Raw genomic sequence first — 15859 nt, forward strand, 5'->3', positions numbered from 1 at the left:
CTTGTCTAAATTAAAGACCCTAATCTTATTAAGTATATTAAACTATGATCAAATATGATTATTTTATCTAATTTTTCTTATCTTTAAGTATGACCGTAACAAGCTCTCCTACCTCCGATTTAATTAATTTGCCTTCTTGGTTACGTGCCCCCATTGGTAAAGCATCAGAGATTTCAAGGGTTCAAAAAATTGTCAAGCAAAGAAAAATTCATACAATTTGCGAAGAAGGACGTTGTCCTAATCGGGGAGAGTGTTATAGTCAAGGTACAGCAACATTTTTGCTGATGGGGGATGTGTGTACTCGTAACTGTGGCTTTTGTCAGGTGGAAAAGGGTAAAGCACCTATGATATTAGATGAAAATGAACCGCAAAAGGTGGCAGAGGCAGTTAATTTATTGGGGCTAAAATACGTAGTTTTAACCTCTGTGGCAAGGGATGACTTGGCTGATGGGGGTGCGTTTTGGTTTGTAAAAGTAATGGATGCGATTAGGAAAATGAATCCTGATACTTTAATAGAGGTGCTAACTCCTGATTTTGGCACGGGAAAAAATGCCTTACAACAGCAGTGGGACAGCGTTAAAACTATTGTAGAGGCAAATCCCGCTTGTTATAACCATAATCTGGAAACTGTGGCAAGATTACAAAATCCTGTGCGCAAGGGAGGGAAATACCATCGCTCTCTACGAGTATTGGAGATTGTTAAAGAGATAAATCCGGATATTCCTACTAAATCAGGGTTAATGTTAGGATTAGGGGAAACCTTAGCTGAAATTATCGCTACTTTGGAAGATTTAAGAAAAATAAAGTGCGATCGCATCACCTTAGGGCAGTATCTCAGACCATCTTTAGCTCATTTACCTGTACAAAAGTATTGGACTCCCGATGAATTTGAAGAATTAGGGAAAATAGCTTCTTCTTTAGGCTTCAGTCATGTGCGTAGTGCGCCTTTAGTTCGTAGCTCTTACCATGCTCACGAGTCATGATGTCGAGGTATTGGGGAGAAACGAGTAATGAGGATGAGAATTAGGGGTTTTTAATTATTCACTATTCACTATTCACTATTCGCTATTCACTATTCACCTTTGCCCTTGAATTACATTCTCATGCTAATATCTAACCATGATGAGCGAGTGATAGGTGCGCTGGTGGAAATATAGTCAACTCCCGTGGCGGCAATTGACCGAATATTATCTAAAGTAACGTTGCCTGACGCTTCTATTTTAGTTAAAGGGTTACTTTTCCTTATTAGTTTAACGGCTTCTTTCATGGTTTCTATGGCCATGTTATCTAACATTATAATTTCAACCCCAGATGCGATCGCATCTTCCACTTGAGTTAAATCACTGGTTTCTACCTCAATACTTAAAGGATAAGGCATATTTTTTCTTACCTTATCCACTGCTTCTTTGATTCCTCCTGCTCCTTGAATATGATTGTCTTTGATCATAATTCCATCATCTAAACCAATACGGTGATTGGTTGCCCCGCCAACTGCAGAAGCATATTTTTCCAAAATCCTTAATCCGGGGATGGTTTTACGAGTATCAACTAATTTAGTGGGATAGTCTCGGATTGCTTCCACATACTTTCGGGCTTCAGTAGCAATACCGCTTAACCGCATGACTAAATTTAAAGCCACTCTTTCTCCTGTTAGTAATGCTGAAATTTTCCCTTCTATCGTCAAGATTTTTGTCCCTTTTTCCTGCTTTTCTCCCTCTAAAACTAATCTTTCACATTTTGCCATAGGATCTAATATTTCAAATACTTTTTCAGCGATGGGTAAACCTGCTATTACCCCTGTTTCTTTAATAATCCAATGGGCTTTGCCAATTTTGTTATCTGCAAATATACTTTCTGTAGTGCGATCGCCTCTACCAATATCTTCTAACAGCCAGTCTTTAATTAACGTATCTAAAATTAATGAATTAGGAATCATTTTTGACAATTAAGAATTAAACATTTTTAATACTAAAGTATTCTCGTCACCTACTCAATCGAAAACTAATATACTGTTAATGCTTTCCCATTTAAGGAGTATTTTCTTTTGCAATATCTTTTCTCTAATCACGCTAAACAGCAATTAAAAAGTTATGGTAGAAAACAAATAAAGTTAGAATGGATTGAACGGGTAATTAAGAATCCAGATTATATAGAAGTTTATGATAACCTCGACATTACAATTTGTGAAACTTGTTGCTGGAAACGTATTAAAGAATATAGTAATAGGGCTTTAAAAGTTGTTTATAATCACAGAAAAAATCCACCATTAATTATTACAGTTTATTTTGATAGGAGTTACAAACATGATTAGAATTAGTGAATATGACCCTGAAGTTGATGCTATATATGTACAGTTACATGAAGATGATGTTTTAGATTCTGAAGAAATAGAAAAAGGTATAATTGTTGATTATAATAAATATAATAAGGTCATTGGTTTTGAGTTATTGGGAATACGCAATATTAGTATTTCATCACTTCAATCTTTAAAATCTCTCCTATCATCAGATGAGATTGCTATGTTACAGGAGTTTAATATTTTTAGCCAAATCTTCTTAATGGTTTTTTAATATTGATAGATAAAAAAATCTCGGAAATTATCAGGTTGTTGAAAATACTTACTCCTAACTCTCGAATTCCACTAACCAGAGTGTCATGATTCAAATAGAATTGCTACCAAGAAAAGAGGCTATTTTGTTAACGGCTTCTTTTAAAACTTCAGGAGGTTTTACTAAAGCAAATCTCACATATCCTTCTCCACAACTGCCAAAACCAGCACCGGGAGACAAAGCCACCCCTGTCTCTTTTACTAAGTTTACACAAAATGCGATGGAATCTTTCTGCCATTTTTCTGGTAATTTTGCCCAGAGATAAAGAGTCGCCAAAGGGGTAGGAGTATGCCAACCAATATTATTTAATTCTTTCACCAAAAAATCTCTTCTTTCTCGATAAATTTTTACCGTCTCAGCAACACATTCTTGAGAAGAAGTTAAAGCAGTTATTGCTCCTTCTAATATACCTTTATACTGATTAAAGTCAACTACCGATTTAATTTGTTTTAATGCTTTAATTAATTGGGAATTACCGATAGCAAAACCTATTCTAAAACCTCCCATATTATAAGATTTAGAAAAGGTAAAAAATTCTATCGATATTTCTTTTTTTCTATCAGCTTGTAAAATAGATGGTGCTTTATTCTCATCGAAAACTATATCCATATAGGGGAAATCATGGACTAAAACCAAATTATTTGCCTGACAAAAACGAAATGCAGAGTCAAAAAAATCTAAAGATGCGATCGCAGTTGTAGGGTTATGGGGATAACTCAAAACCATCATTTTTGCCTTAGCAAGTATTGTCGCAGGAATTTCATTAAACTGAGGTAAAAAACTATTTTCAGCCAATAAAGGCATAGGATAAATATTCCCCCCCGCCATATAAATACCCCCTGCATGGGAAGGATAACCCGGATCTAATAAAAGAGCATAGTCACCTTGGTTTATAATAGCTAAAGGTAAATGGGCAGTGCCTTCCTGACAACCAATTAAAGGCAAAACTTCTGTTTCCCAATCTACAGCAACCCCGAATCTTTTTTCATACCAATTGGCTGCCACCTGCCGAAAATTAGCTGTGCCACCATGCAATAAATAACCATGATTATCAGAATTATGCAAAGACTCCCCAATAGTCTTAATTATATGCTCAGAAGCACCCAAATCAGACGAGCCTAAAGACAAATCAATAATATTTTTTCCTAAACTTATCGCCTCTGTTTTCGCCCTATCCATATCAGCAAAAACATTTTTTTCTAGGGGTTTTAGTCTATCTGATAACTGCATATTTGTAGAGAAAAATTATTGAAAACTAATAACTCCTGATTCTTCATTCCTAATTCCTTATTGAATTAAACTACCGCTTCCACAAACTCTTTGAGTTTATCTTTACCAATAGCACCTTCATGACTTTTAACTACTTCACCCTGTTTAAATAATCTTAATGCAGGAACACCCTCCACTTTGCATTGAGATACACTTTCAGGACTAGCATCTACTTCTAACTTTACCACCTTGAGGCGATCGCTGTAAGTTTCTGCTATCCAACTAATAGAAGGAGAAACTAAACGACAAGGACCACACCATTGAGCCCAAAAATAAGCCAACACAGGCTGATTTTCTTCTATAACTGCACTCTTGAACTGAGAATCTTCAATTTCAATTACTTTACTCATTGTTATTATTTCCTAAGTTTAATATCTCTGTCTCTATAAAAATAAATTTATACTTATCTAATCAGATAGATAGGGTAAATGAGAATATTTATTATCTTACTCTAATTGGGAAAAACCTTCAAAAACGAATAGAGACGTTCAGATGAACGCCTCTACAGGTATTAGGTATTAGGTGTTAGGTGTTGATATTATTATAACCAATAAATCCCCATATTAGTCAAGATCGAAATTAAAAATTTTTTCAGACATTATTTTCTTTAAGAGAAAATTAACTCACCTATAGATTTTTCTTATGCTTTCCCTAACTAACCCATGTAGTTTTTATCTGCTAATACAACTCAAACTTTAAAAAAAAATAATTCATCATACTCAAACCAAAAGAATTATGGCTCTATCACTTCTCGTTGTGTAAATTATTGATGTTTGGTAGGTAAGAGACAATAGGCAATAGGCGACTATTAAATAATAATTTATAAAATTTTAGTTTTTATTTAACTATAAACTTTTATTTAACTATAAACACTATTTAATAAAGGTTATAGAAGTCCTGTTTCTCTTAATTTATCATAACCACTGTAGAAGAACCAGAATTATCTATTTTTTCCATATCATAATTGAACCATAATCGCTATAATTATACTTATTATATTTTACATATAGGTTAATAAAAACAATTATTTATTTTCTTATTAAATGCTCATATTTAAAGAATTAATCTTAGAAAATTTTGGACCTTATCAAGGAATAAATATTATTAATTTAGCTCCAAAAAATAATGATGATGCTCCAATTATTCTTTTTGGAGGAATGAATGGTGGGGGCAAAACTACTCTCATGGATAGTATTAGATTAGCTCTTTATGGTAGGAGAGCAGAATGTAGTAGTCGTGACAACTTAAGTTATAGAGATTTTTTAAATCAGTGCATTAATAAAAATATTGGATTAGGAGAAAAAACAACCATAGAATTAACTTTTGAGCATATAGTTAATAACCAATGGAAAGAATTAAAAATAATTCGTTTTTGGGAAAAAAATAGTCGTGATGGAAGTGATAATTTGAGTATTTTAGAGGATCATTATCCAGAGCTAAATTTAACGGAAAATTGGGATGATTATATTGAGAAGTTTTTACCTTTAGGTATTTCTAGCTTATTTTTATTTGATGGGGAGCAAGTTAAAGAATTAGCTGAACAAGAATTGCCAACTACATCTGTGAAAGATGCGATTAAATCTTTACTCGGATTGGAGTTAGCCGATAAATTAGCTCTTGATTTAGATGTTTTAGTCAGTCGTAAACAAAAAGATATTGATAAGTATTCTGATAGTTCTGAATTAGCAGATATTGAAAATAATTTATCAAAATTAGAGTTGGAAAAAAGAGATTTATTGGAAGATTTAAAGAAAGAAGAATCTCAATTAAAAAAGGTTCAAAAAAATTATCGTCAAGTTTCACAAAATTTAAGAGATATAGGTATAAAATTAGCTACAGAAAAAGAACAGTTAAAAGGAAAAAAGGCTCTTTTAGAAAATAACATTGAAACATTGCGATCGCATCTTAAAAATTTATCAGCTAAATTACTACCATTAGGTTTAATTCAAAATTTGTTAAATGATTTAGATATACAATTAAAAGAACAATCTCGATTAAAAAGTTTAAATATCGCTCATACTTTATGGCAAGAAAAAGATTATAAGCTACTAGATTTTTTAGAGAAAATAAATATTAGTAATGAAACTTATCAAAAAATAAAAGATTACTTAGATAAAGAACAATTTACCATAAGTCAACAACTTAATTCTCAAACAATTTATTTACCTATAGAAGATAATACTTTAACTAATTTTGCTCATAAATTCCATCAAATATTACCCCTTCAACAAGAAGAAGCAAAAAAAATAATTGAAGAGTTAAATCAAATAGAAGAAGAATTAATTTTAACAGAACAACTTTTGGCTCAAATGGATTCTCCTACTCAATATAAACAACTAGAAAAAGAATGCCAAAAACAAGAAACTACCTTGATTTCTGTTAAAAGTAGATGTGAAACCTTGAAAAAAGATATTGATAATATCACACAAAAAATCATAGAAGCCAGAAAAAAACTAGGTAGTTATGGAGAAGATAACCTAAAAAATCAACAAATTCAGCATATCTTCGATGTGTTACCAAAAGTCAAACAAACTTTAACTCTTTTTCAGGAAAAATTAACCTTAAGAAAATTAAATAAACTTGAATCAGAGGTTACTAATTGTTTTCGCTATTTACTCCATAAATCCAACTTCATCAGCAAAGTTGCGATCGCATCTGATACTTTTGCACTATCATTATATAATGAACAAGGAAACTTAATCGAGAAGAATAGACTATCGGCAGGAGAAAAGCAAATATTAGCGATTTCATTACTATGGGGATTAGCAAGAGTTTCCGAGAAAAATCTACCCATCGCCATCGATACCCCATTAGGAAGATTAGATTCATCTCACCGTTATAATCTCGTCGAGCGTTATTTTCCCACTGCCTCCCATCAAGTTATACTGCTATCAACAGACACAGAAATAGGAGAACAAGAGGTCAATTTTTTGAGAGAAAAACAGGTTATTGCAAAAGAATACTTATTAGAACATGATAATAAGAAAAATCAGACACGAATTAAAGAGGGATATTTTTATTAGAGCATCAAGGATTCGGGGTAATGAGTAATGGTTAGAATGAGGGTAGGGAACAGGAAATAGGGAACAGTATAATAATTGATGAGAAACTTATTAAAATTGATTTTGAGAAAGAGAATTAAAAATTATCCTTCATCCCTCGTAACCGTGCAAACACCCTTTCTGGTTCTTCAAATCCCATCAGAGATTTAATTTTTGGGTCATCCCAACGCATAAAAGGATTAGTTAATTTTTCCATACCGATAGTTGAAGGCACTGTGGCGACATTGTTTTCTCTTGCTTCTTGAACGTCTTTATAACGTTTATGTAGATGTGGATTATCTTGATCAACAGTAAGAGCAAACTTTAAATTACTTAAGGTATATTCATGGGCACACCAAACTCTAGTGCTTTCAGGTAATTGACGAAGTTTACTTAATGAGTCAACCATGTTAGCCGGTGTTCCTTCAAATAAACGCCCACAACCACCAGCAAATAAGGTATCTCCACAAAATAATTCTCCAGATTCTGATTCATTGATTGGGGGAAAGTAATAAGCAATATGGGCAAAAGTATGTCCTGGAACAAAATAAACATGAGCTTTTCTACCTGAAAATTCGATCGCATCTCCGTCTTCCAGAAACACATCTTGACGGGGTATTCTACCTTTATCTTTTTTTCCTCCGTAAACTATTGCTTCAGGAAAATGTTGTAATAACTCTTTATTTCCTCCCACATGATCTAAATGATGATGGGTGTTTAATATTGCCGTTAGTTTTCCCCCTAATTTTCCTATTTCCGCTAAAACTGGCTCTGATACCGCAGGATCTACTACAGCAATTTCATTAGTATTGCGATCGTAAATTAAAAATACATAATTATCACTTAACACGGGAATTCTAATAATATCCATTGCTTTTCTATTTTTTAGATAACATTTCCTTTATCTTGACAACTTTTAAACTCATACTGCAAGTTAGATTAAGCTAAAACCTGTTAAACCTCGGTTCGGTTTAAGAATATCAGATAAGGATAGGTTTCAGGTTTCAGGTTGCAGGTTGCAGGTTGCAGGTGTCAGGGTGTTTAGGGGATGGGTGAATGAGGGAGGAGGGGGAAACAAGTAATGAGAAATAAGTGTTCAGAGTTTTTAATTCTTAATTCTTAATTCTCAACTATTTACCTTTGCCTTTTTCGCCATCACTCATAGATGACAATTTATCCTGAACTCAGGTTATTAATTAATTCTTAAAAATGATTCAAACGCTTACTAGATAAGGAGTTTAATACTATCAGAACCATTTAGATGAGTCTGAGCTATTTATCTAATGATCTAATAACAATACAATTTCTTCCCTTACTTTTCGCCTCATATAAGGCTTGATCCGCTTTATTCATGAAATTTTCTAATTCCGATAAACCAACATATTCGGGAATAATAGTATAACCTCCTAAACTAGCTGTTATGCTTTTACTAATTGGCGAATTTTCATGGGGAATTGACTTTTGACGGATACTATTTAATGTTCTTAGCGCGATCGCATCTAAAGATTGTTTATCGGTATTGGGCAATATAATGACAAATTCTTCCCCCCCATATCTAGCAACTAAATCATTTTCACTTCTCACAACCTCGCAAATAGCCTCTGCAACTTGTTTTAAACATTCATCCCCTTTTCGATGTCCATAATAGTCATTATAATTTTTAAAATAATCTATATCGAGCATGATTAAGCCTAAATAAGATTGATTATTGTATGCTTTTTTCCATTCTTGAGATAATTTCACATCAAATAAACGACGATTTGCAACTCCCGTTAAAGCATCTAAATAAGAAATTTTTTCCAATTGACTATTAAGCTGTAAAATCTGATATTGTGCTTGTTTCAACTTCATCACCTGTTCCTTATATTTTTGAGTTAACCAAATTGTTGCTCCCAAAACAATGGAAAAAATAACTCCCATGATTAAAATACCTTCACTAATCAAATTGTGACGATAATTAACACACTCTGCCCTAATCATTGATTCAGACCCTTCCAAACTCTGCCAAAAAGAAATAGTAATAGTTAAACCAACGATGCCACTGGTAATCGGCAACATAAGAAAAGGTAATCGTTGAAAACGCCTTAAAGAAATACATTGAGAATCAACAATCAGAGAAAATCCAGCCACGACAAAACCGACAGAAGTATGTATAGCCATCTGAGTTAACATACCCCAACCATAAGCCGTTTCTACTTCCGATAAATAGCCAAAAAAAGCAACCGTACCAAATCCAGTTACGAATGCACTAAGAATACTAGCTGTAGAGAGAAATTTAATGCGTGGGGGGAAATACGTCAAAAACCAAAGAGATAAACTACTTAACAAAAAGCAGAGGGCAGTATTAGGGGCCATACGACCCGGATGAGAAGTCGCAACAGTAATATAATGCTCTATAAATAGCTGATCAATTCCTATGTTAAAACCGAAAATATATTGAATTAAGATTAAAAAAGCCAACAAAAAAACTAATGAAGCGAAACATCTAGCCGCAAAATAATATTCATAATTAATGCCAAAAATAGATAATCCTAAAAAAACAAATCCCAATGCTGTGTTAAATTGCATCGGCACAAAATCGGGATGAATTTGAATCAAAGAATCAATCTGGTTATACCAACCAAAACAAACTGTTAACCCCATGACAATGAGGAAGTATGCCCCTATATTAAGACAGGATGGCTTCGGCATAAAAATACTATTAAAGAGAATTATCCTCCTACTTAATTATCAAATAGTTAATACAATTTATCATCTTAATTTATAAAATATTGACAATTAGATTTCAAACCTTTTGGATTAGTGACACAAAAAAATACTGTAAGTACACAACAATATACTTTATTATCATGTCGGAAACTTAATACCTGCTACCTAAAATTATCTCAGTTGGACATAAAATTATCGGTAGAGAGAAAGAAATGGAGCATATAATAAGTAAAAGTGCCTTTAATTCAGATAAACTGTATCTAAATTGATTTTAAATATTTTTTTAAATATTTTTTTCAAGTTAATTATTTTTTAAAAGTCAAATTTTATTGATTACGAGTCTCAATGCCTTATTTTTCAATATTTCTTTTCTTGGATTCAGGTGAAATCTGAAACTTACCCTTACTTAACCTGAGTTTTAGATAAGCTGGAAGCATCATTTTCTCGTAGTCAGAAAACCTTACAGCTTCTTCTTAGAAATAACGATAAAATCGCCTTAACCCGAACTGACTTAAACAAGGGGCTTAAGCCCCTTGCTAAAAACCCCTACCACCCAAAACCCTAAGCCTCTACTTCCCCCTCTCACCCTCTCCCCTCATTTCCTCATCAGCCTAACACCCGCAACCTGCAACCTGACACCTAACCTTATCGGATATTCTTAAACCGAACTGAGGTTCACTTAATATTTTTGCATCGGACTAAAGTAAAAAGGGGTAGCAGTGAAATTAATTTTCAACACACCAACCCCTCTTTTATTCATGATTAAGGTAAACTAAAACTCATTTAACTTACTGTTTTACTGATTCTTAAGAAAGAAATCACAGGCTTAACCGTTGCCAGTTGCCTACTTTCACCAGTAAATTCAGATGCACACTAGCTTATAGCTTACCTAAGTTTAGTTTAGTAAGAAATTTTTAAAGTTTTACTTCAATATCAACACCTGCGGGTAAATCTAATTTCATTAACGCATCGATAGTTTTAGAAGAAGGTTGATAAATATCAATTACACGACGATGAGTACGAGTTTCAAAGTGTTCTCTGGAGTCTTTATCAACGTGAGGAGATCTTAACACACAATAGATTTTACGCTTTGTAGGTAAGGGAATCGGTCCAATAGGTTGAGCATTAGTACGAGTAGCTGTTTCTACAATTTTAGTACAAGAAGTATCCAGTAAACGACGATCAAACGCTTTGAGACGAATACGAATTTTTTGTTGTTGTAAAGTTGCCATGATATTTTCCTAAATTTTCAAGGTACGATGATTAATGATTAAAATTGAATTGAAAAAGATATAAGTTTTGAGTTCGGAGTTCGGAGTTCAGAGTTTTTTGAAGTAATGAGTAATGGGTAAATATTCAGTACCAATTATCATTTCGTCCTACATTCTACATTCTTTTCTGCTACCTAAAACCGTAAAACCTACTTCAACCAGAGATTCTTGCATCTCATTGACGCAAAATGAAGGCGCACCGGAGAAATTAATCTAAAGCACGCCCTCGAGCATTATTCAGTTTTAATTACTGTAAAATTTTGGATACAGCACCAGCACCAATGGTACGACCACCTTCACGAATCGCAAAACGCATACCTTGTTCGATCGCAATGGGGCAGATTAATTCTACAGTCATTTTGATGCGATCGCCAGGCATAACCATTTCAGCCGCGCTTCCATCGTCAGCAGTGAAATCACTGATAGTTCCAGTTACGTCAGTGGTACGAACATAGAACTGAGGACGATAGCCAGGGAAGAAAGGAGTGTGACGACCACCTTCTTCTTTTTTGAGAACGTAAACTTCAGCCTCAAATTTGGTGTGAGGAGTGATAGAGCCGGGTTTAGCTAATACCATACCACGCTCAATATCATCTTTTTGAACACCACGAAGAAGTACACCAACGTTGTCTCCAGCCATACCTTCGTCTAAGGTTTTTTGGAACATTTCAACCCCAGTAACAGTGGTACTACGGGTGTCACGAATACCAACTATCTCGATGGTTTCACCAACTTTAACTTTTCCTCTCTCAATACGACCAGTGGCAACAGTACCACGACCAGTAATAGAGAATACGTCTTCCACTGCCATTAAGAAAGGTTTGTCAATATCACGCTCAGGAGTGGGGATATAAGCATCTACTTCATCCATTAAAGCCCAGATTTTATCAGTCCACTCGTTTTCACCTTTTTGAGTAGCGCCGTTGGAAGTCATCTGTTCAACTGCTTTTAACGCAGAACCAGCAACGATGGGAATATTATCACCGTCGAAACCATATTCGCTGAGTAACTCACGAACTTCTAATTCAACTAATTCTAATAATTCTTCATCATCTACTTGGTCTTGTTTGTTTAAGAAAACAACTAAGTTAGGTACACCAACCTGTCTAGCTAAGAGGATGTGTTCACGGGTTTGAGGCATAGGACCGTCAGCCGCAGATACTACTAAGATAGCACCGTCCATTTGTGCCGCACCAGTAATCATGTTTTTAACGTAGTCAGCGTGTCCGGGACAATCAACGTGAGCGTAGTGACGATCAGGGGTTTCATACTCTACGTGAGCAGTATTGATGGTAATACCACGAGCTTTTTCTTCAGGGGCTGCATCGATTTCATCGTATTTACGAGCTTTAGCCTGACCAGCCGCCGCTAAAGTTAAGGTAATAGCTGCGGTTAAAGTAGTTTTACCATGGTCAACGTGACCGATAGTACCAATATTAACGTGAGGTTTCGTTCTTTCAAATTTTTCGCGTGCCATTTTCTGTGTCTTTTCCTTTTTTCAGCTAATTAATTAATTTATAGAATTCCTCTATTTTTGGCAATGATGGTATTCGCCACATTGCTAGGAACTTCAGCGTAGTTACTGAATTCCATGCTAAATATACCACGTCCTTGGGTCTTTGAACGAATATCAGTCGCATATCCGAACATTGTTTCTAAAGGAACTTTCGCAGTTACCTTCGCCAAGCCGTCTTCATTATTCATTCCCTCGATCATACCACGACGGGAGTTAAGATCTCCCATTACATCTCCAAGGAAATTTTCTGGTACTTCTACTTCTACTTTCATCATCGGTTCTAACAATACTGGATCTGCTTTTTCTACACCATCCCGAATTGCCATTGAACCTGCAATCTTGAAAGCCATTTCCGAAGAATCCACATCATGATATGATCCGTCTATCAATGTGACCTTAAGATCAATGACTGGATAACCAGCAATGATTCCAGAATCACAGGCTTCTTTTATCCCTTGCTCTACGGCGGGGATAAATTCCTTGGGAATAGTTCCGCCCACGATTTTTGAATTAAATTCAAAACCGCTTCCTGCCTCTGCTGGTTCAACCTCGATCACCACATGACCGTATTGACCTTTTCCACCACTTTGGCGAATAAATTTGCCTTCTACGGTGGTTGCTTTACGGATGGTTTCTCGATAGGCTACTTGGGGTTGTCCTACATTCGCCTCAACTTTAAACTCTCGCAACATGCGATCAACTAAAATCTCTAAATGTAATTCTCCCATCCCTGCAATTACAGTCTGGTTAGTCTCAGGATCAACACTAACTTTAAAGGTAGGATCTTCATCTGATAGAGACTGTAGAGCTTTAGACAACTTATCCATGTCTTGAGTCGTTTTTGGCTCAACTGCCACAGAGATAACTGGTTCTGGAACATATAAAGATTCCAAAATGATTGGATGATTTTCATCACATAGAGTGTCCCCCGTGATGGTTTTTCTCAACCCGATCGCAGCTCCGAGATCTCCTGCTCTTAATTCATCTACCTCAATACGCTCATTTGCTTTTAACACAATCAAACGAGACATTCTCTCTTTTGTATCCTTGGTTGAATTATAAACATAGCTTCCTTTGGTCAGAACTCCAGAGTAAACCCTTAAAAAAGTCAAGCGACCAAATGGGTCTGAGGCGATTTTAAAAGCTAAAGCAGAGAAAGGTTCCTCATCGCTAGAATGACGAATTTCCTCCTCCCCAGAGGGCAAAAGACCTTTAATAGCTGGTACTTCTGTCGGTGCTGGAAGATAGTCCACTACCGCATCAAGCAATAGCTGTACGCCTTTATTTTTAAAAGCTGAACCGCATAGCATCGGAACTAAAGTCCCTGCGATCGTACCTTTACGGATAACCGCTTTTATTTCGTCTTCGGTAATTTCTTCTTCAGCTAAATATTTTTCTAAAAGACTCTCATCAGATTCTGCGATCGCTTCTAATAAATATCCACGATATTCCTGTGCTAACTCTTTGACCTCATCAGGAATTTCTACCACTTCAATATCTTGACCGAGATCATCCTTGTAAATGTAGGCTTTTTGAGCAACTAAATCTACAATTCCTCGGAAGTCATCTTCACTACCGATGGGAATTTGAACTGGAATAGCAGGAGCTCGCAAACGATTCTTGACCTGTTGATAAACCTTGAAAAAATTTGCTCCCGTGCGATCCATCTTATTGACGAAGGCAATACGAGGTACATGATAACGATCCGCTTGACGCCAAACCGTTTCTGACTGAGGCTGTACACCACCCACAGAACAAAATACTGCAATTACACCATCGAGAACCCTCATAGAGCGCTCAACTTCAATGGTAAAGTCAACGTGACCCGGAGTATCAATGATGTTAACACGATGCTCTTTCCAACTGGTACTAATCGCAGCGGCGGTGATGGTAATTCCCCTCTCCCGTTCCTGTTCCATCCAGTCTGTCACAGCATTGCCATCATGAACCTCTCCGATCTTGTGTACAATACCAGAGTAAAATAGTATTCTTTCTGTCGTTGTGGTTTTACCCGCATCAATATGAGCCGCAATACCAATATTACGGACTAAAGAAAGCGGAATTGTCCGTGCCACAGTTACCTCCTTCTTTTAAGAGTGAAACATCTGGGATGTTTGTAAAAAATTACCTTTACAATTCTACACTTTTCTTTACATTTATTACCAAAGAATTTACATCAGTGGCAATGGTCATAAAGCGGAAAAATTGTAAGGATGATACTTGAAAGATTCTTAACAAAATGGAAGTGCAGTTTAAACAGCGAGTCAGGAAAACATTAAATACTGTTCCCCGTTGCCTGTTGCCTGTTCCTTCAATTCTGTAAGAATTTTAATAACGATAGTGAGCAAAAGCCTTATTGGCTTCAGCCATTTTGTGGGTTTCTTCTCTTTTCTTAATCGCCGCACCAGTTTCGTTAGCCGCGTCCATAATTTCGTTAGCCAATTTCATGGACATACTTTTACCGCTTCTTTTACGAGCAAATTGAGTCAACCAACGTAAGGCTAAACTTGTTCCTCTACCGGGACGTACTTCCATCGGTACTTGATAAGTAGCACCACCTACTCGTCTAGCTTTCACCTCCACTAAGGGAGTTAAATTCTTAATGGCTTTTTCAAAAGTTTCCATGGGTTCTGCCCCAGTTCTTTCGCCAATAATGCTCAACGCATCATATAGAATTTTCGCCGCTAAAGACTTTTTACCATCTTTCATAATCCGACGTACAGTCATATTTACTAAACGACTGTTGTACACTGGATCTGGTGGTACTTCTACGGTTTTCGCTTTACTTCTACGAGACATTAACTTATACCTTTAATCTGTTTTCTTCTAATGAAATTAACCTCATGGTTAAGGTTTACTAGGCTTTTGGACGTTTTGCACCATATTTAGAGCGTCCTTGCTTTCTGTCTTTTACTCCAGTAGCATCGAGAGTTCCTCTAACAATGTGGTATCTAACCCCGGGTAAATCTTTTACCCTTCCACCTCTGATAAGCACCACTGAGTGTTCTTGAAGATTATGACCAATACCTGGAATATAAGCTGTGACTTCAAATCCAGAAGTTAAACGAACCCTTGCCACTTTTCTTAAAGCAGAGTTAGGTTTTTTGGGGGTTGTTGTATAAACCCTTGTACATACACCACGACGCTGAGGACATTCTTTCAGAGCGGGTGATTTAGTTTTCTTGGTGCTGAGTATGCGTTCGCTACGAATTAGTTGCTGAATAGTTGGCATGAGAGATGTTTTTTATACAGCATTTTTGTATATATAAATATAATTTGCCTCTAGTATAAAATACCAGTGACAATCTATAATCTTATCTCATTTTTTATGGGTTTGTCAATAGTTTTTCTAAAATTAATTTTCCTAAAAGGTCATGAGAATAGAGGGAAAAATTATTATTATTTTTTCTTGAAAAAGTTGAGGTATTAATAGAGCTTGATAAA

At 35.5% G+C, this 15859-nt stretch carries 14 protein-coding genes; 4 read left to right on the forward strand and 10 right to left on the reverse strand.

Annotated features, from left to right (window positions below):
• Positions 1-89 precede the first annotated feature (89 nt).
• Positions 90-983 (forward strand): lipoyl synthase, encoded by an 894-nt coding sequence (gene lipA, locus CYAN10605_RS02050; protein ID WP_015218274.1) that lies wholly within the window; start codon positions 90-92, stop codon positions 981-983.
• 110 nt (positions 984-1093) lie between these two features.
• On the opposite strand, the gene nadC is transcribed toward lipA, so the two are convergent.
• A complete protein-coding gene (nadC, locus tag CYAN10605_RS02055) occupies positions 1094-1936 on the reverse strand; it encodes a carboxylating nicotinate-nucleotide diphosphorylase (RefSeq protein ID WP_015218275.1) in 843 nt (280 codons plus the stop codon).
• 108 nt (positions 1937-2044) lie between these two features.
• On the opposite strand from nadC, the gene CYAN10605_RS02060 reads away from it, so the two are divergent.
• A complete protein-coding gene (locus CYAN10605_RS02060; protein ID WP_015218276.1) occupies positions 2045-2311 on the forward strand; it encodes a DUF4258 domain-containing protein in 267 nt (88 codons plus the stop codon).
• Positions 2304-2570 carry a DUF2283 domain-containing protein gene (locus CYAN10605_RS02065; RefSeq protein WP_041922404.1) on the forward strand — a complete coding sequence of 89 codons (267 nt, stop codon included), beginning with the start codon at positions 2304-2306 and terminating at the stop codon, positions 2568-2570. Before CYAN10605_RS02060 ends, CYAN10605_RS02065 begins: the two co-directional genes overlap by 8 nt.
• 90 nt (positions 2571-2660) lie before the next feature.
• Here CYAN10605_RS02065 and CYAN10605_RS02070 read toward each other — a convergent pair whose 3' ends face one another.
• Positions 2661-3839 carry an LL-diaminopimelate aminotransferase gene (locus CYAN10605_RS02070; protein WP_015218278.1) on the reverse strand — a complete coding sequence of 393 codons (1179 nt, stop codon included), beginning with the start codon at positions 3837-3839 and terminating at the stop codon, positions 2661-2663.
• 65 nt (positions 3840-3904) lie between these two features.
• On the reverse strand, positions 3905-4228 hold the full coding sequence (locus CYAN10605_RS02075) for a thioredoxin family protein (RefSeq protein WP_015218279.1): 324 nt from the start codon (positions 4226-4228) through the stop codon (positions 3905-3907).
• Positions 4229-4921: 693 nt separating this feature from the next.
• On the opposite strand from CYAN10605_RS02075, the gene dndD reads away from it, so the two are divergent.
• Positions 4922-6901: a DNA sulfur modification protein DndD gene (gene dndD / locus CYAN10605_RS02080; protein WP_015218280.1), complete on the forward strand. Its 1980-nt coding sequence runs from the start codon at positions 4922-4924 to the stop codon at positions 6899-6901.
• Between the two features lie 115 nt (positions 6902-7016).
• Here dndD and gloB read toward each other — a convergent pair whose 3' ends face one another.
• From gloB to rpsL, 7 genes are all read right to left on the reverse strand, one after another.
• Positions 7017-7790 carry a hydroxyacylglutathione hydrolase gene (gene gloB / locus CYAN10605_RS02085; protein ID WP_015218281.1) on the reverse strand — a complete coding sequence of 258 codons (774 nt, stop codon included), beginning with the start codon at positions 7788-7790 and terminating at the stop codon, positions 7017-7019.
• Between the two features lie 401 nt (positions 7791-8191).
• The gene (locus CYAN10605_RS17705; protein WP_015218282.1) at positions 8192-9610 is read right to left on the reverse strand and encodes a diguanylate cyclase; all 1419 of its coding nucleotides are present in this window, start codon (positions 9608-9610) and stop codon (positions 8192-8194) included.
• Positions 9611-10542: 932 nt separating this feature from the next.
• Entirely contained in the window at positions 10543-10860 is a 318-nt protein-coding gene (rpsJ, locus tag CYAN10605_RS02095) for a 30S ribosomal protein S10 (RefSeq protein WP_015218283.1), read from the reverse strand.
• Positions 10861-11146: 286 nt separating this feature from the next.
• Entirely contained in the window at positions 11147-12376 is a 1230-nt protein-coding gene (gene tuf / locus CYAN10605_RS02100) for an elongation factor Tu (protein ID WP_015218284.1), read from the reverse strand.
• A 38-nt stretch (positions 12377-12414) separates the two neighbouring features.
• Positions 12415-14490, reverse strand: a complete 2076-nt coding sequence (gene fusA, locus CYAN10605_RS02105) for an elongation factor G (protein ID WP_015218285.1) — start codon at positions 14488-14490, stop codon at positions 12415-12417.
• Between the two features lie 253 nt (positions 14491-14743).
• On the reverse strand, positions 14744-15214 hold the full coding sequence (rpsG, locus tag CYAN10605_RS02110; protein ID WP_015218286.1) for a 30S ribosomal protein S7: 471 nt from the start codon (positions 15212-15214) through the stop codon (positions 14744-14746).
• 58 nt (positions 15215-15272) lie between these two features.
• Positions 15273-15647 (reverse strand): 30S ribosomal protein S12, encoded by a 375-nt coding sequence (gene rpsL / locus CYAN10605_RS02115; RefSeq protein WP_015218287.1) that lies wholly within the window; start codon positions 15645-15647, stop codon positions 15273-15275.
• Positions 15648-15859: the final 212 nt, after the last annotated feature.

Origin of the sequence: Cyanobacterium aponinum PCC 10605 (assembly GCF_000317675.1) — a bacterium.
Taxonomy (GTDB): Bacteria; Cyanobacteriota; Cyanobacteriia; order Cyanobacteriales; family Cyanobacteriaceae; genus PCC-10605.

Coding starts and splice junctions, on each gene's coding strand:
- lipA (WP_015218274.1), top strand. CDS start 90: ATGACCGTAACAAGCTCTCCTACCTCCGATTTAATTAATTTGCCTTCT.
- rpsL (WP_015218287.1), bottom strand. CDS start 15,647: ATGCCAACTATTCAGCAACTAATTCGTAGCGAACGCATACTCAGCACC.
- rpsJ (WP_015218283.1), bottom strand. CDS start 10,860: ATGGCAACTTTACAACAACAAAAAATTCGTATTCGTCTCAAAGCGTTT.
- nadC (WP_015218275.1), bottom strand. CDS start 1,936: ATGATTCCTAATTCATTAATTTTAGATACGTTAATTAAAGACTGGCTG.
- dndD (WP_015218280.1), top strand. CDS start 4,922: ATGCTCATATTTAAAGAATTAATCTTAGAAAATTTTGGACCTTATCAA.
- CYAN10605_RS17705 (WP_015218282.1), bottom strand. CDS start 9,610: ATGCCGAAGCCATCCTGTCTTAATATAGGGGCATACTTCCTCATTGTC.
- tuf (WP_015218284.1), bottom strand. CDS start 12,376: ATGGCACGCGAAAAATTTGAAAGAACGAAACCTCACGTTAATATTGGT.
- CYAN10605_RS02065 (WP_041922404.1), top strand. CDS start 2,304: ATGATTAGAATTAGTGAATATGACCCTGAAGTTGATGCTATATATGTA.
- CYAN10605_RS02075 (WP_015218279.1), bottom strand. CDS start 4,228: ATGAGTAAAGTAATTGAAATTGAAGATTCTCAGTTCAAGAGTGCAGTT.
- gloB (WP_015218281.1), bottom strand. CDS start 7,790: ATGGATATTATTAGAATTCCCGTGTTAAGTGATAATTATGTATTTTTA.
- rpsG (WP_015218286.1), bottom strand. CDS start 15,214: ATGTCTCGTAGAAGTAAAGCGAAAACCGTAGAAGTACCACCAGATCCA.
- CYAN10605_RS02070 (WP_015218278.1), bottom strand. CDS start 3,839: ATGCAGTTATCAGATAGACTAAAACCCCTAGAAAAAAATGTTTTTGCT.